This is a genomic window from Streptomyces barringtoniae (assembly GCF_020819595.1).
Classification (GTDB): Bacteria; Actinomycetota; Actinomycetes; order Streptomycetales; family Streptomycetaceae; genus Streptomyces; species Streptomyces barringtoniae.
In genome coordinates this window covers 173,896-193,898 of sequence record NZ_JAJHNP010000018.1, presented here as the reverse complement: position 1 = coordinate 193,898, position 20,003 = coordinate 173,896, and the positions used below count along the sequence as shown (strand labels likewise).

At 70.4% G+C, this 20,003-nt stretch carries 17 protein-coding genes; 12 read left to right on the top strand and 5 right to left on the bottom strand.

From position 1 onward, the window contains the following. Positions 1–6: 6 nt before the first annotated feature. Positions 7–522, bottom strand: coding sequence for an Lrp/AsnC family transcriptional regulator (locus tag LMU33_RS29380; protein ID WP_228623645.1), 516 nt, complete (start codon positions 520–522; stop codon positions 7–9). 45 nt (positions 523–567) lie between these two features. Between LMU33_RS29380 and LMU33_RS29375 the strand changes: the two genes are divergently transcribed. Together LMU33_RS29375 and LMU33_RS29370 are read left to right on the top strand one after the other, a co-directional pair. Further along, a complete protein-coding gene (locus tag LMU33_RS29375) occupies positions 568–1,473 on the top strand; it encodes an NAD-dependent epimerase/dehydratase family protein (RefSeq protein ID WP_228623644.1) in 906 nt (301 codons plus the stop codon). Between the two features lies 1 nt (position 1,474). After that, positions 1,475–2,368 (top strand): aldo/keto reductase, encoded by an 894-nt coding sequence (locus LMU33_RS29370; protein ID WP_228623643.1) that lies wholly within the window; start codon positions 1,475–1,477, stop codon positions 2,366–2,368. 88 nt (positions 2,369–2,456) lie between these two features. Here the strand turns inward: LMU33_RS29370 and LMU33_RS29365 are convergent, their stop codons facing one another. Next, on the bottom strand, positions 2,457–3,221 hold the full coding sequence (locus LMU33_RS29365) for a DUF2127 domain-containing protein (RefSeq protein WP_228623642.1): 765 nt from the start codon (positions 3,219–3,221) through the stop codon (positions 2,457–2,459). Between the two features lie 110 nt (positions 3,222–3,331). Next, positions 3,332–5,005 (bottom strand): MFS transporter, encoded by a 1,674-nt coding sequence (locus LMU33_RS29360; RefSeq protein WP_228623641.1) that lies wholly within the window; start codon positions 5,003–5,005, stop codon positions 3,332–3,334. A gap of 136 nt (positions 5,006–5,141) precedes the next feature. Here LMU33_RS29360 and LMU33_RS29355 point away from each other — a divergent pair, with 136 nt between their 5' ends. Further along, positions 5,142–5,765, top strand: a complete 624-nt coding sequence (locus tag LMU33_RS29355) for a TetR/AcrR family transcriptional regulator (RefSeq protein ID WP_228623640.1) — start codon at positions 5,142–5,144, stop codon at positions 5,763–5,765. Positions 5,766–5,877: 112 nt separating this feature from the next. Here the strand turns inward: LMU33_RS29355 and LMU33_RS29350 are convergent, their stop codons facing one another. After that, positions 5,878–7,257 (bottom strand): cation:dicarboxylate symporter family transporter, encoded by a 1,380-nt coding sequence (locus LMU33_RS29350; RefSeq protein WP_308280818.1) that lies wholly within the window; start codon positions 7,255–7,257, stop codon positions 5,878–5,880. 155 nt (positions 7,258–7,412) lie between these two features. On the opposite strand from LMU33_RS29350, the gene LMU33_RS29345 reads away from it, so the two are divergent. The 6 genes from LMU33_RS29345 (at position 7,413) to LMU33_RS29320 (ending at position 13,789) form a co-directional block, all read left to right on the top strand. After that, complete coding sequence (locus LMU33_RS29345) at positions 7,413–9,044, top strand: sensor histidine kinase (protein WP_228623639.1); 1,632 nt, start codon at positions 7,413–7,415, stop codon at positions 9,042–9,044. Continuing rightward, the gene (locus LMU33_RS29340; protein WP_228623638.1) at positions 9,041–9,733 is read left to right on the top strand and encodes a response regulator; all 693 of its coding nucleotides are present in this window, start codon (positions 9,041–9,043) and stop codon (positions 9,731–9,733) included. The genes LMU33_RS29345 and LMU33_RS29340 overlap by 4 nt, the downstream gene beginning before the upstream one ends. A 114-nt stretch (positions 9,734–9,847) precedes the next feature. Then, a complete protein-coding gene (locus LMU33_RS29335; protein ID WP_228623637.1) occupies positions 9,848–11,221 on the top strand; it encodes an extracellular solute-binding protein in 1,374 nt (457 codons plus the stop codon). Then, positions 11,218–12,075, top strand: coding sequence for a carbohydrate ABC transporter permease (locus LMU33_RS29330; RefSeq protein ID WP_228623636.1), 858 nt, complete (start codon positions 11,218–11,220; stop codon positions 12,073–12,075). Before LMU33_RS29335 ends, LMU33_RS29330 begins: the two co-directional genes overlap by 4 nt. Positions 12,076–12,082: 7 nt before the next feature. Then, positions 12,083–12,910 carry a carbohydrate ABC transporter permease gene (locus LMU33_RS29325; protein WP_228623635.1) on the top strand — a complete coding sequence of 276 codons (828 nt, stop codon included), beginning with the start codon at positions 12,083–12,085 and terminating at the stop codon, positions 12,908–12,910. 189 nt (positions 12,911–13,099) lie between these two features. Then, positions 13,100–13,789, top strand: coding sequence for a helix-turn-helix domain-containing protein (locus LMU33_RS29320; protein WP_228623634.1), 690 nt, complete (start codon positions 13,100–13,102; stop codon positions 13,787–13,789). A gap of 39 nt (positions 13,790–13,828) precedes the next feature. Here LMU33_RS29320 and LMU33_RS29315 read toward each other — a convergent pair whose 3' ends face one another. Continuing rightward, positions 13,829–14,854: an ATP-dependent 6-phosphofructokinase gene (locus tag LMU33_RS29315; RefSeq protein ID WP_228623633.1), complete on the bottom strand. Its 1,026-nt coding sequence runs from the start codon at positions 14,852–14,854 to the stop codon at positions 13,829–13,831. Positions 14,855–15,073: 219 nt separating this feature from the next. Here LMU33_RS29315 and pta point away from each other — a divergent pair, with 219 nt between their 5' ends. The 3 genes from pta to pyk all read left to right on the top strand — a co-directional run bounded on the left by pta (position 15,074) and on the right by pyk (position 19,911). After that, on the top strand, positions 15,074–17,149 hold the full coding sequence (pta, locus tag LMU33_RS29310) for a phosphate acetyltransferase (protein ID WP_228623632.1): 2,076 nt from the start codon (positions 15,074–15,076) through the stop codon (positions 17,147–17,149). A 23-nt stretch (positions 17,150–17,172) separates the two neighbouring features. Continuing rightward, positions 17,173–18,393 carry an acetate kinase gene (locus LMU33_RS29305; RefSeq protein WP_228623631.1) on the top strand — a complete coding sequence of 407 codons (1,221 nt, stop codon included), beginning with the start codon at positions 17,173–17,175 and terminating at the stop codon, positions 18,391–18,393. 87 nt (positions 18,394–18,480) lie between these two features. Continuing rightward, positions 18,481–19,911, top strand: a complete 1,431-nt coding sequence (pyk, locus tag LMU33_RS29300; RefSeq protein WP_228623630.1) for a pyruvate kinase — start codon at positions 18,481–18,483, stop codon at positions 19,909–19,911. The last annotated feature ends 92 nt before the right edge of the window (positions 19,912–20,003 follow it).

Sequence of the window (20,003 nt, the reverse complement as noted above, 5' to 3'; positions counted from 1 at the left end):
CTCCCTTCACGTCGGTGGCAGCAACGGCTTGCGGCGCACCGGCGAGGACAGCACGATCGAGGTCGTCGTGCGTCCCAGCGCCGAGGTCTGCTCCAGGATCTCCTCCAGGTGCGCGGTGCCGGTGACGGCGATCTTGAGGATCCAGCAGTCCTCGCCGACGACGTGGTGCACCTCGGTGATCTCCGGTCGCTCGATCAGCTCCAGGGTCCTCGGGTGCTTGAGGGTGTAGCCGCCGTGCGGGTTCACCCGGATGAAGGCCTGGATGCCGTAGCCGAGGCGGGCGGGCGCGACCCGGGCGCCGTATCCCTCGACGACGCCCGCCGCCTCCAGCCGGCGCACCCGCTCGGTGACGGCCGCCGGGCTCAGACTGACCCGCCGGCCCAGCTCGCTCAGCTTGATCCGCCCGTCGGTCTGGAGCAGCTGGAGGATCTGCCGGTCCACCGCGTCGAACACCACCGGTGTTTCGTTGGCGACGGCCCGCAGATGCCGCGTTTCCTTCGGTGCGGCGCTCGTATCTCCCATGTCTCCCCCTTCAGGACCTGTGTGCCGGCCCGGAGAATTATGGTCATGACAAAGGCACGAGAGGTACTGGTCATCGGCGGCAACCGCTATTTCGGCAAGCGGCTGATCGGGCGGCTGCTGGCGGCGGGTGACCGGGTGACGGTCCTGAACCGGGGGTCGGTGGCCCCGCCGCCCGGCGCGGAGCACCTGGTGGCCGACCGCAACGACGAGAAGGCGCTGACCGACGCGCTCGGGACCCGCGCATTCGACGTCGTTCTCGACCAGGTGTGCTACACCCCGCGCCAGGCGGAGATCGCCCGCCGGGTCTTCGCCGGCCGCACCGGCCGCTATGTGATGACCTCGACGGTGGAGGTGTACGAGCACGAGGACTCCCCGGCGCCGGTGCCGGAGAGCGCGGTCGATCCGGGTACGGTCGCGGTGGAACAGGAACTCCCCTGGGACGACCCGGAATTCACCGAGGCGCACTACGGCGAGGGCAAGCGGCAGGCGGAAGCGGTGCTCACGGGCGCCGGCTTCCCGTTCGCTTCGGTGCGCGTGGCGCATGTGCTCGGCGGTGCGGACGACTTCACGGGCCGCCTCGAGCACTACGCGGACCGCATCCGCACCGGCGCCCCCATCGCCGTACCGCCCGTGGCGCGGCCGGCGACGTACATCCACGTGGAGGAGATCACCGACTTCATGCTCTGGGCGGCGGGCGAGGAGTTCACGGGACCGGTCAACGCCGCCTCGCACGGAGAGCTGACGGTGCAGGAGCTGTGCGAGACGGTCGCAGCCCGGATCGACGGCGGCACGCCGGTGTTCGAGGTGACGGACGGCGCAGCCTCCCCCTTCGCCTTCCGCCGCCGTTACGCGATGGACAACTCCCGGGCCGTGCGGCTTGGTTTCGCCTTCGGGGACGTACGGGAGTGGCTGCCGAAGGCCGTCTCCGAGATGCTCGGAAAGGACATCTGACGTGCGCTGCCGCACTCTTGGCGGACTGCGGGTGAGCGCGGTCGGGCTCGGCGCCATGCCGCTGTCGATCGAGGGCCGGCCGGACGAGACCCGCGCCCTGGCCACGATCCATGCGGCTCTCGACGCGGGCGTGACCCTGCTGGACACGGCCGACTCCTACCACCTGCCCGGCCAGGCTCCCGGCCACAACGAACTGCTCCTCGCCCGTGCCCTGGCGACCTACGGCGGCGACCCGGACGGCGTCCTGGTGGCCACCAAGGGCGGCCGGGGCCGGCCGGCCGACGGCAGCTGGACGGTCACCGGCACAGCCGCGCATCTCAAGGCTGCCGCGGAGGCCTCCCTGAAGCGGCTCGGGGTCGAGGCCATCGGCCTCTACCAGTTGCACAAGCCGGACCCGGCCGTCCCCTTCGAGGAGTCCGTCGGCGCCCTGCGTGACCTGCTCGAGGAGGGCAAGATCCGCCTCGCGGGCCTGTCGAACGTGAGCTCCGACCAGATCCACCGGGCCCGTGCGATCCTCGGCGACCGTCTGGTCTCCGTACAGAACCGCTACTCCCCCGAGACCCGTGACAGCGATCCCGAGCTGCGGCTGTGCGCCGAGCTGGGCCTGGCGTTCCTGCCGTGGAGCCCCCTCGGCGGGATCTCCCGCAGCTCCCTGGACGGCCCGTCGGGGCAGACCGCCGGTGCACGCCACCCGGCGTTCCACGAGGTGGCCCGGGAGCGCGGGGTGAGCCCCCAGCAGGTCTGTCTGGCCTGGCTGCTGTCGCTGTCCCCGACCGTCGTCCCGATCCCGGGCGCGAGCCGCCCGCAGACGATCCGGGACTCGGCGGGCGCCGCGGACCTGGTGCTGACGCAGGAGGAGCTGACCCGTCTGACGCAGGCCGCGCGGCCCCGGTGAGGCGCCGCGGCCCGTGATCGCCGTCAGGGTCCGCAGCCGGAACCGGTCGGTGGTGTCCCCGGCGGGGCGGCAGGCGTCCCGTCCGGAATCAGACGGTCACCCCCGCCGACTCCTCCACCTCCATCAGGGAGGCGCTGTGGCGCTCCTCCTCGAACCTGCGGCGGCCGCCGCGCAGGCCGAACAGGCGCTTGGCCAGGGCGATGTAGAGGACCGCGAGGATGTTCAGGGTGAGCGTGGCGATCTTCAGGTAGCTGACCTTCTCGGTGAGTTCGTAGATCTCCAGGGGGAGGAAGGCGGCGGTGGCGACCACCGTCAGGTACTCCGCCCAGCGCTTGGCGTACCAGAGGCCGACCGCCTCGACCAGCTCGATCAGCGCGTAGGCGAGCAGCAGGGCCGCGACCAGCAGCAGCGTGGAGTGCTTGTAGCCGAACACCTTCTGGATGGAGCCGACGACCGGTGAGTGGTCGAGGTCGTAGTGGAAGTGGCGGAAGACCGGGCGGAAGACGTCCAGGTACTCGTTGAACAGCCGGCGCACCGAGTCCTGGCTGTTGCTGAACTTCCACACCGCGACCGCGACCAGCACGATGAACACCCCGCGCACCGCCCGCTCGATGGCCAGGAAGCGGAGGATGAACAGGTCCCGGAGGACCTTGCCGCGCGGCACCAGCGGGGCGTCCCCGGCCGGGCCGGAGCCGTGCGGCTCACCGAGCACGAAGTCGCCACAGCGCAGGCAGCGCCAGACCTCCCCGAGCGCGGTCTCGGCGTGCAGCCTCAGTCGCAGCCGGGGGTCGTCGGGTGCGTAGGTCACATGGCCCTTGCGTGCGCAGGTCCGCCGGTCCCAGTCGATCTTCATGTCCCCCGTGCCTCCATACAGCTGCTGACTCACATGTACTGACGCCAGGCACGAACGTGCCGTTCCGGTCGGTCCGGAGCGGCACGTTAGCGGATGGAGGCGGGAAACCGTCACTCGGCCGAGCTGTTCACCAGTTCCCTCTCCTCGGTCTTCACCTCCGGCGCGGCGGTTTCACGGCGCGGCAGCAGGATGCCCACGAGTACCGTGCCGATGCCGAGGATCACCGCGCCGACCAGGCTGGTGTGCGCGACGGCGTCGGAGAAGGAGGAGCCGACCGCGTCCGCCATCCGCCGGGCGCCGGAGGCGAGTTCGGCGGCCTGCTGCTTGAACTGTGCGGCCTGCTGGGGGTCCTTGGTGTGGGCGGCCTGCGCGGCCAGCGCGTGCGCCTTCTCGCCGATGCCCTGGGCGACGGCGTACCCGGCGCCGACCGAGTCCTGCGCGGTGTCCAGGGCGCTCGCCGGGAGCCTGCTGCCCGCGGTGGCGTCACTCAGATGGTTGCCGTACGACGTGGCGAGCAGCGAGCCGAGGATGGCGATGCCGAGGGAGCCGCCGAGCTCCAGCGAGGTGTCGTTGACCGCGCCGCCGACGCCCAGCTCGGACTCCGGGAAGGCGCCCATGATGGCGTCGGTGCAGGGCGAGAGGGCCAGGCCGATGGCGAGGCCGAGGATGATCAGGGGGGCCACGAAATCGGCGTACGTCGAGGCCGCGTCCACCCGGGTCAGCAGGGCCAGCGCGGTCGTGCCGCCGACCATGCCCGCGGTGACGGTCCACTTCATGCCGACGCGCGGGGTGAGCCAGCCGGTCAGCGCCGAACCGGCGAAGACCGCGCCGGCCAGCGGCAGCATGCGCACGCCGGTCTCCAGGGCGTCGTAGCCGAGGACGAACTGCAGGTGCTGGGTGAGGTAGTAGAAGGCGCCGAAGACGGCCAGGAAGAACAGGGCGACGGCCAGGTTGGAGCCGGCGAAGCGGCGGTGCGCGAAGCGGCGGACGTCCAGGATCGGGCGGGGGTGGCGCAGCTCCCACAGGACGAAGGCGACCAGGCCGGCGCCCGCGACGACCGCCGCCGTGACGGCCTTCGCGCCCCAGCCGAAGTGCGGGCCCTCGATGATCATGTAGACCAGCGAGCCGGTCCAGATCACCGACAGCAGTCCGCCGACGTAGTCGATGCGGTCGTGATGGCCGGCCCTGGAGGGCGGGATCAGGACGAATGCGGCGACGAGCGCGACGGCCGCGACGGGCACGTTGATCAGGAAGGTCGAGGACCAGCCGTGGTCGCGCAGCAGGGCGCCCGCGACCACGGGACCGGCGGCGATGGCGAGGCCGGCGGTGGCGGTCCACAGCGTGATCGCCTTGGCCCGCTCGGCGCGCGGGAAGGTCGCGGCGAGCAGGGAGAGCGTGGCGGGCATGATCAGCGCCGCCCCGACGCCCATCACGGCGCGGGCGGCGATGACGGTCGCCGCGCTGTCGGCGAGGTAGCCGAAGACGGCACCGGCGCCGAAGACGAGGAGCCCGAGGACGAGCGCGCCGCGCCGGCTGTACTTGTCGCCGATGGCACCGAGCAGGAGCATCAGCGCCGCGTAGGGGACGGTGTAGCCGTCGATCACCCACTGCAGGTCGGCGCTGGAGAGCCCGAGGTCCTTCGTCATGTCGGGCGCGGCGACCGTGAGGGCGGTGTTGGCCATCACGATGATCAGCAGGCTCAGGCAGAGCACGAGCAGTGCCCACCAGCGCCGGGCGTACGGGCGCTCCATCTTCTCGACCGGTTCGGTCATGACGAGTCGCATGGCAGGGGTCGCCTTCCTCGGATGTGCGACGAGAACGTGAGCTGCGGAGTTGACTTGCACAGCAGCGTGCAATTGCACAGCCATGTGCAAGGTACGCCTTTGCACACTGCTGTGCAAGTTGACCGGGGAAGGCACAATGACCGCCATGACCACGGGTAACACCAGCCGCGCCGACGCCAACCGGCGCCGCATCCTCGACGTCGCCCTCGCCGAACTGCTGCGCGATCCCGACGCCTCCATGGACCAGATCGCGCGCGCCGCGGGAGTCGTACGACGGACGGTGTACGGCCATTTCCCCAGCCGTGAGGCGCTGATCAGCACCCTCGTCGACGAGGCCGTGGCGGCGCTGGCGGACGCGGACGCCCGCGCCCGTGACGGGGTCACGGACCCGGCGGAGGCGGTGGCCCGCTCGGTGCTCGCCATCGGGGAGATCGCCGACCGTTACCGGCTGCTGATCGCCCTGGCCCAGCGCACGGTCACCGTCCAGGGCATCCGCGAACGCCTCGCCCCGCTGCGCGCGGGCAAGGTCGAACTGCTCCAGCACGGCCTGGATCAGGGGGTGTTCAGCTCACCCCTGCCGGCGCCGGCGCTGGCGTACGTGCACGAACAGATGATCATGGCGGTGATGGAGGCGGTGAACGACGGCCTCCTGGCAGCACAGGAGGCGGGCCGCTCGGCCACGGTCACGGTCCTGACCGCGGCGGGCGTACCCGCCTCGACGGCCACCGAGCTGGTGGCCAGGGTGAGCGAGGGGAAATGACGAAAAGCCGGGCGGCTGGGGTACGGGGGGAGCCCCAGCCGCCCGGCGGTGGTTCCCGGATGCCCGGCCCGGGTTCAGGCGGGGCCGGGCATCCGGAGTTCCTTCCCGGGGATCAGGCCTTGGCCAGCTCCCCCTCCCTCGGCTCGGGAACCCCGGTGCCGGTCCCCTGCCCCTCGTCCATCAGCGTGGTCTCGTCGAACGGCAGCTCACCGGCGAGGACCTGCCGCACCCGTGCCTTGTCGATCTCCTTCGTCCACGTGCCCACCAGCACCGTGGCGACCGCGTTGCCCGCGAAGTTCGTCAGCGCACGGGCCTCGCTCATGAACCGGTCGATACCGACGATCAGCCCGACCCCGTCGACCAGCGCGGGCTTGTGCGACTGCAGGCCGCCGGCCAGCGTGGCGAGACCGGCGCCGCTGACACCCGCCGCGCCCTTCGAGGCGAGCAGCAGGAAGAGCAGCAGCGGGATCTGCTCGCCGACGGACATCGGCGTGCCCAGGGCGTCCGCGATGTACAGCGAGGCCATGGTCATGTAGATCATCGTGCCGTCGAGGTTGAAGGAGTAACCGGTCGGCACGGTGATGCCGACGACCGGCCTGCTGACGCCCAGGTGCTCCATCTTCGCGATCAGCCGCGGCAGCGCGGACTCGGAGGAGGAGGTGGACAGGATCAGCAGGAACTCCCGCGCCAGGTACTTGAAGAGCGAGAAGACGTTCAGGCCCGCGACGATCCGCAGCAGCGCGCCGAGCACGACGAAGACGAACAGGAAGCAGGTGACGTAGAACCCGAGCATCAGCACGGCGAGGCTCTTCAGCGCGTCGAGTCCGGCCGAACCGGTGACGGCCGCGATCGCGCCGAAGGCGCCGACCGGCGCGGCCCACATGACCATCGACAGGATGCGGAAGACGAGCCGCTGGATGTGCTCGATGCCGCGCAGCACCGGCTGCCCGGCCGGGCCCATGGCCTGCAGCGCGAACCCGGCGAGCAGGGCCACCAGCAGCGTCTGGAGGACCTGGTCCCCGGTGAAGGCGGAGACGAACGTGGTCGGGATGATCGACAGCACGAACTGGACGGGCGGCAGCGCTTCGGTGGACACCTGGGCGTGGCCGCTCTGCTTGATCGCGTTCGTCAGGTGCAGCCCGTCACCGGGGTGCAGCACGTTGCCGACGACGAGGCCGATGGTGAGCGCGACGAGCGACATCACGACGAAGTAGCCGAGGGCGATACCGCCGACGGCGCCGACCTTGGCGGCCTTGCGTACGGACCCGATCCCGAGCACGATCGTGCAGAAGATGATCGGCGAGATCATCATCTTGATCAGGTTCACAAAGCCGGTACCGAGCGGCTTCAGCTGGACCGCGGCGTCGGGCCAGATGAGGCCCACGGCGATACCGAGCGCGACCGCCACGATGACGGCGATGTACAGGTAGTGGGTCCGGTCCCGCTTCACGCGGGCTGCGGCAGGTGCCGTGTCGGGGGAGCTGGCGGCCACGACTGCCCTCCTTGACGTCTTCGTCGGTGAACAACCGGCGTGCGGCTCACGTCCGGGCTTTGTTCGGGGAATGCCGTGACTATCTCCCGCCCTGTGAGGGCGGTCACCCTTCCGTTCATTTAGTTCACGCTTAACCGGAGAGGCACACTGCTGACATGCGCTTCCCGTCCCTCCCCCGTCCTCGCAGCCTCGCGGGCCAGCTGTTCGCCATGCAGGCCGTGCTGATAGCGGTGGTCGTGGCCGGGTACGCGCTGTTCACCTACGTCGGCGACCAGCGGCAGGCCGAGGACGCGGCGGTCCGCCAGGTCACCGCGGTGGCCCGCTCGATCGCGGACGCCCCCTCGGTTCGCTCGGCGATCCACACCCCCCGTCCCACGGCGGCGCTGGAGCCGTACGCGCTCATGGTCATGCGGGACGCGGACGTCGACTTCGTCACGATCATGAACCCGGAGGGCATCCGCTGGACCCATCCCGACCGGAAGCAGATCGGCAAACGCTTCCTCGGCCGTATCGGCCCCGCCGTGCACGGCCACACCTTCACCGAGACCTACACCGGCACCCTCGGACCCTCCGTCCGCGCGGTCACCCCGATCGAGGAGAACGGCCGCGTCATCGGCCTGGTCAGCGCCGGCATCAAGGTGGAGGCGATCAGCGCCCGGGTCCAGGGCCAGGTCACGGCCCTGCTCGGCGTCGCCGGCGCGACCCTGCTGCTCGGCGCGGTCGGCACCTACGTGATCAACGCCCGGCTGCGCCGCCACACCCACGGCATGAACGCCACCGAGCTCAGCCGGATGCACGACTACCACCAGGCGGCGCTGCACGCGGTCCGCGAGGGCCTGCTGATGCTGGACGGGCAGTACAGGGTGGCACTGATCAACGACGGCGGACGGGAGCTGCTGGGCCTGGGGGCTCCGGACACGGAGCTGATCGGCCGCTCGGTCGCCGAGCTGGGCCTGCCGGCCCCGCTGACCGGCGCGCTGCTGTCCTCCGAGCCCCGGGTGGACGAGGTGCACCTGACGGCGTCCCGGGTGCTGGTGGTCAACACCTCCCCGGTGTCGGGCGGAGAGCACCGCGGAACGGTGGCCACACTCCGCGACGTGACCGAACTCCAGTCCCTGATGGGCGAGTTGGACTCGGAGCGGGGCTTCACCCAGGCGCTGCGCTCACAGGCGCACGAGGCCGCCAACCGCCTGCACACGGTGGTGTCGCTGATCGAGCTGGGCCGGGCCGAGGAGGCGGTGGCGTTCGCCACGGCGGAACTGGAGCTGGCCCAGGCGCTGACCGACCAGGTGGTCGCGGCGGTCGGCGAACCGGTGCTCGCCGCCCTGCTGCTCGGCAAGACGGCCCAGGCCAACGAGCGGGGCGTGGAGCTGGTGGTGTCCGAGGACAGCCGCCTGGACGACGGCCTGCTCCCGGCCGACCTGCCCGCCCGCGACCTCGTGACCATCCTCGGCAACCTGATCGACAACGCGGTGGACGCGGCGCAGGGCAGCATCCGGGCGCGGGTGACGGTGACGGCGTACGCCTCGGACACCGAGGTGGTCCTCAGGGTGTCCGACACGGGCCCGGGTGTCGACGCGGACCATGCCGGCCTGGTATTCCAGCGGGGGTTCTCGACGAAGCCGGCCGGGCCCGGCGGACGGGGCCTCGGGCTGGCCCTGGTCCGGCAGGCGGTGACCCGCCACGAGGGCACGTTGACGGTGGCGGAGTCCGACGAGAAGGGCGGGGGCGGAGCGGTGTTCGAGGTGCGGTTGCCGCTGCGTACCCCCGCGGGTGGCAGCAGATGACGAACGAGCCGCAGCCCATCCGCGTCCTGGTCGTCGAGGACGACCCGGTGGCCGCCGACGCGCACGTCATGTACGTCGGCCGGGTGCCGGGATTCGTCGCGGTCGGCAAGGCGCACACGGGCGCGGAGGCACGGCGCCTCCTGGACCGTACGGCCGTGGACCTGCTGCTGCTGGACCTGCATCTGCCGGACGTGCACGGGTTGCAGCTGGCCCGCTCCCTGCGCGCGGCCGGCCATCACGCGGACGTCATAGCGGTCACGTCGGCCCGGGACCTGGCGGTGGTCCGCGAGGGCGTCTCCCTGGGCGTCGTCCAGTACGTCCTGAAGCCCTTCACCTTCGCCACGCTCCGGGACCGCCTGGTCCGCTACGCCGAGTTCCGTGCGGCGGTGGGCGAGGCGAGCGGCCAGGACGAGGTCGACCGCGCACTGGCGGCCCTGCGGGCCCCGTCGCCCGCCGCGCTGCCGAAGGGCCTGAGCGGCCCGACGCTGGAACGGGTGACGGGAGCACTGCGCGAGGCTACCGGGGGACTGACCGCGGCCGGGCTGGCCGAGGCGGTCGGCATCTCCCGGATCACCGCGCGCCGGTACCTGGAGCACCTGGTGGAGGCGGGGCGGGCGGGCCGGAGCCCGCTGTACGGGCAGGTGGGCAGGCCCGAGCTGGTCTATCGGTGGGTGCCGCAGGGGCGGTGAGGCCGGGGAGGCCGGGACTCCAATCCCGTGCAGGCACATTGACCTGACTAGACCACTCCTCTTACCTTCACACGGCAACCACCTGGCCACTCAGCAGTGCGCCCTCAGGAGGTCATGCCCGTGCGCCCCACCGCCGCCCTCTCCGCCCTGCTCACCGCCGCTCTCGCCGCCACCGCCCTCACCGCGTGCGGCAACGGCTCCGGCAGCAGTCCGAACACGATCAAGGTGTCGTACAAGCAGTCCACGGACAACTCCGTGAAGGTGATGGACACCTACCTCGCCGGGATCAAGAAGGACTTCGAGAAGAAGTACCCGGGGAAGAAGGTCGAGTTCGTGCCCGTCAAGGCCCCGGATTCCGAGTACTACACCAAGCTCCAGCAGATGCTGCGCTCGCCGAGGACCGCGCCCGATCTGGTCTACGAGGACACCTTCCTCATCAACTCCGACATCACGAGCGGGTACTTGAAACCGCTCGACCCGTACCTGGCCAAGTGGCCGGACTGGGGCCAGTTCCTCGGCACCGCGAAGGCGGCGGCCAGGGGTGAGGACGGCAAGACGTACGGCGTTCCGGACGGCACCGACACCCGCGGACTGTGGTTCGACAAGCGGGTGTTCCGCAAGGCCGGGCTGCCGGAGAACTGGCAGCCGAAGAACTGGGACGACGTCCTCGCCGCCGCCCGGACCATCAAGCAGAAGGTCCCCGGCGTCACCCCGCTCAACATCTACACCGGCAAGCCGGCGGGTGAGCGGGCCACCATGCAGGGCATGGAAATGCTGCTCTACGGCACAGGCGACGGAAAGTCCGACCCCCTGTACGACAGCGGCAGCAAGAAGTGGATCGCCGGGAGCCAGGGGTTCACGGACTCGCTGAAGTTCGTCGAAACCGTCTTCAAGGAGAAGCTCGGGCCCGACGTCTCCGACGCCCTCGACCCCAACTTCGCCACCACCGTGATGGGCGAGCTCCTCCCCCAGGGCAAGATCGGCATCAACCTCGACGGCTCCTGGCTTCCGCTGACCTGGCTCCCGGGCAGCGGCCACGAGTGGCCGGACTGGTCCAAGCAGCTGGGGCTGGCGTACATGCCGACCGAGCACGGGCAGGCGCCGGGGAAGGTCAGCATGTCCGGCGGGTGGACCTGGGCCATCCCGGCCAAGGCCGGCAACCCGGACCTCGCCTTCGACTTCATCAGGACGATGCAGACCGAGGCGAACGCCAAGAAGTGGTACATCGTCAACTCGGGCATCTCGGTACGCAAGGACGTCGCCGCCGACCCCGGCTACGCCACCGCCCAGCCCGGCATCAGGTTCTTCACCGACCTGGTGTCCAGCACGCACTACCGGCCCGCGTACCCGGCGTACCCGAAGGTGTCGACGGCCATCCAGGAGGCCATGGAGGGCGTGACGACCGGCGACCAGTCGGCGCAGGAGGCGGCCGCCGGGTACGACGACACGCTCAAGGACGTGACCGGCGGCCAAGTGGTCGGCAAATGAGGCGCCGGATCAGCCGCGCCCTCCCGCTCACCCCCGCCCTCGTCCTGCTCCTGCTCTTCCTCGCCGGGCCGATCGCGTACTGCGTCTGGATCGCCTTCACCGACCTGCAGCTGACCGGTCAGGCGCACGCGTCGTTCGTCGGCTTCGCCAACTTCCGGCACGCCTTCCGGGACGACGCGTTCCTGAACGCCGTCTGGCTGACCCTGGTGTTCACCGTGCTGTCCTCGCTCGTCGGGCAGAACACGCTGGGGCTCGCCCTGGCGGCGCTCATGAAGCGGGCCTCGAAACCGGTGCGCACCCTCACCGGCGGGGTCGTCGTCACCGCGTGGGTGCTGCCGGAAGTCGTCGCCGGGTTCCTGCTGTACGCCTTCTTCCGGCGGGAGGGGACCTTGAACGCCATCCTGGACTGGCTTCGGCTGCCGCGCGAGAACTGGCTGTTCACGCTGCCGATCCTCGCCGTGTCCTTCGCCAACGTCTGGCGCGGTACGGCGTTCTCGATGCTCGTCTACTCCGCCGCGCTGGACGAGATACCGGCCGAGATCACGGAGGCCGCCGAGGTGGACGGGGCCGGCGGATGGCGGCGGATGTGGCACATCACCCTGCCGATGATCCGGCGGTCCATCGGCACCAACCTGATGCTCAACACCCTGCAGACGCTGTCCGTCTTCGGGCTGATCTGGGTGATGACCCGGGGCGGCCCCGGCAACAAGAGCCAGACGCTGCCGCTGTTCATGTACGAACAGGCCTTCCAGAACAGCATGATCGGGTACGGCACGGCGGTCGCCCTGCTCCTGCTGCTCGTCGGTTCCCTGTTCTCGGTCGTCTACCTGCGGCTGCTGCGGACGGAGGTGTGAGCACGCAATGTCCCGCAAGCGCACCTCGCGGCGGCTCGCCGCCGATGTCTCGCTCCTGGTCGTGGCCGTCGCCTTCGCGCTGCCCCTCGCCTGGGTGGTGCTGTCCTCCGTGGACCCCCACGCGGACCTCAGGGTGAAGACCCCGGACGGGTTCACCCTCGGCAACTTCGACGCGATCCTGACCCCGGACATCACCTACACCCCGCTGCTCAACAGCCTGATCCTGTGCGGCGGCGCCACGGCACTGACCGTCGCCTGCGCCGCCCTCGCCGCGTATCCGCTCTCCCGCTTCCGCTCCCGGCTCAACCGGCCGTTCCTGCTGTCGGTCCTGTTCGCGACGAGCCTGCCGATCACCGCGATCATGGTGCCGGTGTACGCGCTGTTCGTGCGGGTGAACCTGATCGACACCCTGCAGGGCACGATCCTGTTCTTCGCCGCCTCCCAACTCCCCTTCGCCATCTGGCTGATGAAGAACTTCATGGACGGGGTGCCGAAGGAGCTGGAGGAGGCGGCCTGGACGGACGGGGCGTCCTCGCTGCAGTCCCTGGTCCGCATCGTGCTGCCGCTGATGGGTCCGGGGCTCGCCGTCGTCACGGTGTTCTCGTTCGTGATGATGTGGGGGAACTTCTTCGTCCCCTTCATGCTGCTGCTCACCCCGGACCAGATGCCGGCCTCGGTCAGCATCAACGACTTCTTCGGCAACCGGGGCATGGTGGCCTACGGCCAGCTCGCCGCGTTCTCCGTCATCTACTCGACGCCCGTGATCCTGCTCTACGTCCTGGTGGCGCGACGGCTGGGAGGTGGCTTCGCGCTGGGCGGGGCGGTCAAGGGATGAGCGGGGGGACCAGGGCACGGACCGAAGGGGGTCGGTCAGGGGGCGCGCGGGAAGGGGGTCAAGAGGTGCGCCGTAAGGGTGGTCCGTCCGTTACATACCGAACGGCCGGAACTGTACGTTCCGACAATCCGTGATCCTGTCCGAACTGACCGTAGCCATCCCGTCACAGCGCCCCCTAGCTTGTGCGAGGTGCGCCAACCCTCAGCTCCCCCCTTCAACGCCCCGGCGGCCCGCCGGCTGCGCGCCGCGCTCGGTATGGGCCCCGAGCACGTCGCCTACGGCATGCGGGCCTCGTACGGCCTGCCCTACGTCACACCCGATCTGGTGATCGCCTGGGAACGCGGCTCGGTTGCCCCGAGCCACCCGGAACTCACCGCGCTGGCCGGGGTGCTGTGGTGTTCCCCGGGCGAACTCCTCGGCCGGCCGCAGACCCTGCGCGAGCATCGCATTTCCCGCGCCGTCGCACCCGAGGACCTCGCCCGTGCCGTCGACATGGACCTGCGCAGCTACCTGCGCATGGAGGAGAACGGGCAGTGGCGGGGCAACGAGCGCCAGTCGGCCGCGCTCGCCCGGGTGCTGGACCTGGCCCTGCCCGACTTCGTCGCCGTCACCGGCCGCGAGGCGAAGCTCGCCGACCTGCTGCACAGCGCGGTGACCACCCGCTGGCAGGCCTATGTGCGGCCCGTGCGCAAGCTCGCGCCCCTGGACACGGATGTCCTCGAAGGCGTGCTGCAGCAGCTCTACGAGGACTACCAGGGGCACATGGCCGCCACCCTGAGCTGGGGCGGCGGCACCACGAGCGCCAGCGAGTCCGGCCGGGACTTCCTCGACCGGATCGTGGAGAACTTCTGGGAGGGCGTGGCGGACAGGTCGGCGTAGCAGGCCGACAGGTACGGTCCGGAAGACCGGCCGGGTGGCCTAGAAGACCGATTCCGCCTCGTCCATGCGGTCCTTCGGCACCGTCTTCAGCTCGGTGACCGCCTCCGCGAGCGGCACCATCACGATGTCGGTGCCGCGCAGCGCGGTCATCCGGCCGAACTCGCCGCGGTGCGCGGCCTCGACGGCGTGCCAGCCGAAGCGGGTGGCGAGGACGCGGTCGTAGGCGGTGGGGACGCCGCCGCGCTGGACGTGGCCGAGGATGACCGGCTTGGCCTCCTTGCCGAGGCGCCGCTCCAGCTCGTACGCCAGCGCGGTGCCGATGCCCTGGAAGCGCTCGTGGCCGTACTGGTCGATCTCGCCCTTGCCGTAGTCCATGGTGCCCTCGGCGGGGTGGGCGCCCTCGGCGACGCAGATGACGGCGAACTTCTTGCCGCGGGCGAAGCGCTCCTCGACCATCTTGACCAGGTCGGCGGGGTCGAAGGGGCGCTCGGGCAGGCAGATGCCGTGGGCGCCGGCGGCCATGCCGGACTCCAGGGCGATCCAGCCGGCGTGCCGGCCCATCACCTCGACGACCATCACGCGCTGGTGGGACTCGGCCGTGGTCTTCAGGCGGTCCATCGCCTCGGTGGCCACGCCGACGGCCGTGTCGAAGCCGAAGGTGCGGTCGGTGGAGGAGATGTCGTTGTCGATGGTCTTGGGGACTCCGACGACCGGGAGGCCCGCGTCGGAGAGCATGCGGGCCGCGGTGAGCGTGCCCTCGCCGCCGATCGGGATCAGCGCGTCGATGCCGAACTCCTCGACCATGTCGGCGGCCCCGTCGCAGGCCTCGCGCAGCCGGTCGCGCTCCAGCCGGGAGGAGCCGAGGATGGTGCCGCCGCGGGCCAGGATGCCGCTGACCCCGTCCAGGTCGAGGCTGCGGTAGTGCCGGTCGAGCAGACCCCGGTAGCCGTCCTCGAAGCCGATGACCTCGTCGCCGTACTGCGCAACCGCCCGGTGCACGACCGACCGGATCACGGCGTTCAGGCCGGGGCAGTCGCCGCCTGCGGTGAGAACTCCGATGCGCATCGTGCTGTGTCTCCTGCTCGCTGTCGTTACCGGTGAGCCAGTGTCGATTGTTTCACGTCCGCCGGGACACTGAGCCACTTGACGGGCGCCTTATCTGGCGTCGGGGGTATTGTCAAGAGGGTTCTGCTCACCTTGGTGGGCGATTTTTATGCCGATGACGCGACATTCAAGGCGTACAGGTCAGTGCAGGTCATACAGCATGAGGAACGGAGTGGACGCGTGACGCGCAGCGTGTACGTGACCGGGATCGACCGCGGTGACGGCCGCCAGGTCGTGGAGCTGGGGGTCATGGAGCTCCTGACCCGGCAGGTCGACCGGGTGGGCGTGTTCCGTCCGCTCGTGCACGACGGCCCCGACCGGCTGTTCGAGCTGCTGCGGGCGCGGTACCGCCTCTCTCAGGATCCGGCGACGGTCTACGGCATGGACTACCAGGAGGCGTCCGCGCTCCAGGCGGAGCAGGGCACCGACGAACTGGTCTCCGCGCTGGTCGACCGCTTCCACCTGGTCGCGCGCGACTACGACGTCGTCCTCGTCCTCGGCACCGACTTCGCCGACACCCAGCTGCCGGACGAGCTGTCCCTGAACGCCCGCCTCGCCAACGAGTTCGGCGCCTCCGTGATCCCGGTGGTCGGCGGCCGCGGGCAGACCACCGAGTCCGTGCTCGCCGAGACCCGCAACGCCTACCGGGCGTACGACGGCCTGGGCTGCGACGTGCTGGCGATGGTCACCAACCGGGTGGCACGCGAGGACCGCGCCGAGATCGCCGAGCGGCTCGCGAACCGGCTGCCGGTGCCCTGCTACGTCGTCCCCGACGAGCCCGCGCTGTCCGCGCCGACCGTGGCCCAGATCGCGCAGGTCCTCGACGCCAGGGTGCTGCTCGGCGACGACTCCGGGCTCGCCCGGGACGTCCTCGGCTTCGTCTTCGGCGGCGCGATGCTGCCCAACCTGCTCGGCGCCCTGACCCCCGGCTGCCTGGTCGTGACCCCGGGCGACCGCGCCGACCTGGTCGTGGGCTCGCTGGCCGCGCACAGCGCCGGCACCCCGCCGATAGCCGGCGTGCTGCTCACCCTGAACGAGGTGCCGAGCCAGGAGATCCTCACCCTCGCCGCCCGCCTCGCCCCGGGCACCCCGGTGCTCTCCGTGACGGGCAACAGCTTCCCCACCGCCGAGCGGCTGTTCTCCCTTGAGGGCAAGCTGAACGCGGCCACCCCGCGCAAGGCGGAGCGGGCGCTCGGCCTGTTCGAGCGGTACGCCGACACCGCCGGGCTGGCCGCGCGCGTGAGCGCCCCCAGCGGCGACCGGGTCACCCCGATGATGTTCGAGCACAAGCTGCTGGAGCAGGCCCGCTCCGAAAAGCGCCGGGTCGTGCTGCCGGAAGGCACCGAGGAGCGGGTGCTGCACGCGGCCGAGGTGCTGCTGCGCCGGGGCGTGTGCGATCTGACCCTGCTCGGGCCGGAGGACAGGATCCGCAAGAGTGCCGCCGACCTCGGCGTCGACCTCGGCGACACCCAGCTGATCGACCCGGCCACCTCCGAGCTGCGCGACGCCTTCGCCGAGAAGTACGCCCGGCTGCGGGCCCACAAGGGCGTGACCGCCGAGCTGGCCTACGACGTCGTATCGGACGTCAACTACTTCGGAACCCTGATGGTCCAGGAGGGCCTGGCCGACGGCATGGTGTCCGGGTCGGTGCACTCGACGGCGGCCACCATCCGGCCCGCCTTCGAGATCATCAAGACCAGGCCGGAGTCGTCGATCGTCTCGTCCGTCTTCTTCATGTGCCTGGCCGACAAGGTGCTGGTCTACGGCGACTGCGCGGTCAACCCCGACCCGAACGCCGAGCAGCTCGCGGACATCGCCATCCAGTCGGCGACCACGGCGGCGCAGTTCGGCGTGGAGCCCAGGATCGCGATGCTGTCGTACTCCACCGGCACCTCCGGTTCGGGCGCCGACGTCGACAAGGTGCGCGAGGCCACCGAACTGGCGCGCAGCAGGCGGCCCGACCTGAAGATCGAGGGCCCGATCCAGTACGACGCGGCGGTGGAGCCGTCCGTCGCCGCGACCAAGCTGCCCGGCTCCGACGTCGCCGGCCAGGCAACGGTTCTGATCTTCCCGGACCTCAACACGGGCAACAACACCTACAAGGCCGTGCAGCGCTCGGCCGGCGCGATCGCCGTCGGACCGGTCCTGCAGGGTCTGCGCAAGCCGGTCAACGACCTGTCCCGGGGCGCGCTCGTCCAGGACATCGTCAACACCGTCGCCATCACGGCGATCCAGGCCCAGACGCCCGCCAACTGACCACAGAGAGCATCCGAATCACCGTGACAGAACATCTCCCGGCGAGCCGCGTCCTCGTCCTCAACTCCGGCTCCTCGTCGGTGAAGTACCAGCTGCTCGACATGCGCGACGCGAGCCGGCTCGCCGTCGGGCTGGTGGAGCGCATCGGCGAGCAGGCCTCCCGGCTCAAGCACACCTGCCTCACCACCGGCGACACCCGCGAGCACACCGGGCCGATCGCCGACCACGACGCCGCGCTGAAGGCGGTCGCCGAGGAGCTGAGCCGGGGCGGCCTGGGCCTCGACTCGCCGGAGCTGGCCGCGATCGGACACCGGGTGGTGCACGGCGGAATGTTCTTCACCGAGCCGACGGTCATCGACGACGAGGTGCTCAGCGAGATCGAGCGGCTGATCCCCGTCGCCCCGCTGCACAACCCGGCCAACCTGACCGGCATCCGCACCGCCCGGGCGCTGCGCCCCGACCTGCCCCAGGTCGCCGTCTTCGACACCGCGTTCCACACGACGATGCCGGAGCCGGCCGCGCGCTACGCGATCGACCCGAAGATCGCCGACCGGTACCGCATCCGCCGCTACGGCTTCCACGGCACCTCGCACGCCTACGTCTCGCGGGAGACCGCGCGGCTGCTGGGCAAGGACCCGTCCGAGGTCAACGTGATCGTGCTGCACCTGGGCAACGGCGCGTCGGCGACCGCGGTGGAGAAGGGCCGCTGCGTGGACACCTCCATGGGGCTCACCCCTTTGGAGGGGCTGGTGATGGGTACGCGCTCCGGTGATGTGGATCCGGCCGTCATCTTCCATTTGGCCCGGGTTGGGGATATGTCCATGGACGAGATCGACACTCTTCTCAACAAGAGGAGCGGTCTGTTCGGTCTGTGCGGGGACAACGACATGCGGGAGATCCGCCGCCGGATCGACGAGGGTGACGAAGCGGCCGCTCTCGCGTTCGACATTTACATTCACCGGCTCAAGAAGTACATCGGCGCCTATTACGCCGTACTCGGGAAGGTGGACGCGGTCGCGTTCACGGCGGGGGTCGGCGAGAACGCGGCGCCCGTGCGCGAGGCGGCGGTCGCGGGCCTGGAGTCCCTGGGCCTGGCGGTCGACCCGGAGCTGAACGCGGTGCGAGCGGACCGGGCCAGGATCATCTCGCCGAAGGGTGCGCGTGTCGCGGTCGCCGTGGTGCCGACGGATGAAGAACTGGAGATCGCGACGCAGACCTACGCACTGGTCGGAAAGAACAACTGAATAGCAGCACCTGAGCGGTGCGGCACTCATTTGTATCTTCCGCCAGACGGAATATTCCGTAGCGAAACAAACCGATAGGATCGCCCCATGCGCCGTTCGAAAATCGTCTGTACTCTCGGCCCCGCGGTCGACTCCCACGAGATGCTCGTCGCCATGATCGAGGCGGGCATGAACGTGGCCCGGTTCAACTTCAGTCACGGCTCCCACGCCGAGCACCAGGCGCGGTACGACCGCGTCCGGGCCGCGTCCAAGGAGACCGGCCGGCCCATCGGCGTGCTCGCCGACCTGCAGGGCCCGAAGATCCGCCTGGAGACCTTCGCCGAGGGTCCGGTCGAGCTGGAACGCGGTGACGAGTTCGTCATCACGACCGAGGACGTGCCGGGCGACAAGCACATCTGCGGCACGACGTACAAGGGGCTGCCGGGCGACGTCTCGCGCGGGGACCAGGTCCTGATCAACGACGGCAACGTCGAGCTGAAGGTCCTGGACGTCGAGGGCCCCAGGGTGAAGACGATCGTCATCGAGGGCGGCGTCGTCTCCGACCACAAGGGCATCAACCTGCCCGGTGCGGCCGTCAACGTGCCCGCGCTGAGCGAGAAGGACATCGAGGACCTGCGCTTCGCCCTCCGCATGGGCTGCGACCTGGTCGCGCTGTCCTTCGTCCGGGACGCCAAGGACGTCCACGACGTGCACCGCGTCATGGACGAGGAGGGCCGCAGGGTCCCGGTCATCGCCAAGGTGGAGAAGCCGCAGGCGGTGCAGAACATGGAGGACGTCGTGATGGCGTTCGACGGTGTGATGGTCGCCCGCGGTGACCTCGCCGTCGAGTACCCGCTCGAGAAGGTCCCCATGGTGCAGAAGCGCCTGATCGAGCTGTGCCGGCGCAACGCCAAGCCGGTGATCGTCGCGACCCAGATGATGGAGTCGATGATCACCAACTCCCGTCCGACCCGCGCCGAGGCCTCCGACGTGGCCAACGCGATCCTGGACGGCGCCGACGCGGTCATGCTGTCGGCCGAGTCCAGCGTGGGCGCGTACCCGGTCGAGACGGTCAAGACCATGTCGAAGATCGTCCAGGCGGCCGAGCAGGAGCTGCTCTCCAGGGGCCTGCAGCCGCTGGTGCCGGGCAAGAAGCCGCGCACCCAGGGCGGTTCGGTGGCCCGCGCGGCCTGCGAGATCGCCGACTTCCTCGGCGGCCGGGGCCTGATCGCCTTCACCCAGTCCGGTGACACCGCGCGCCGCCTGTCCCGCTACCGCGCGGTCCAGCCGATCATCGCCTTCACCACCGACGAGGGCACCCGCAACCAGCTCACCCTCAGCTGGGGCGTGGAGCCGCACGTCGTGCCGTTCGTGAACACCACGGACGAGATGGTCGACCTGGTGGACCAGGAGGTCGCCCGGCTGGACCGCTTCGACGCGGGCGACACGGTCATCATCACCGCCGGCTCGCCCCCCGGCGTCCCCGGCACCACCAACATGCTGCGCGTCCACCACCTCGGTGGCACCCAGAACAACTGACGAGCCCCACAAGGGCCTTGTACGGCGCTGAAGGGCGCCCCCTGGACCAGGGGGCGCCCTTCAGCTGTGTGCGGCTCCCGAACGGGCTTGCA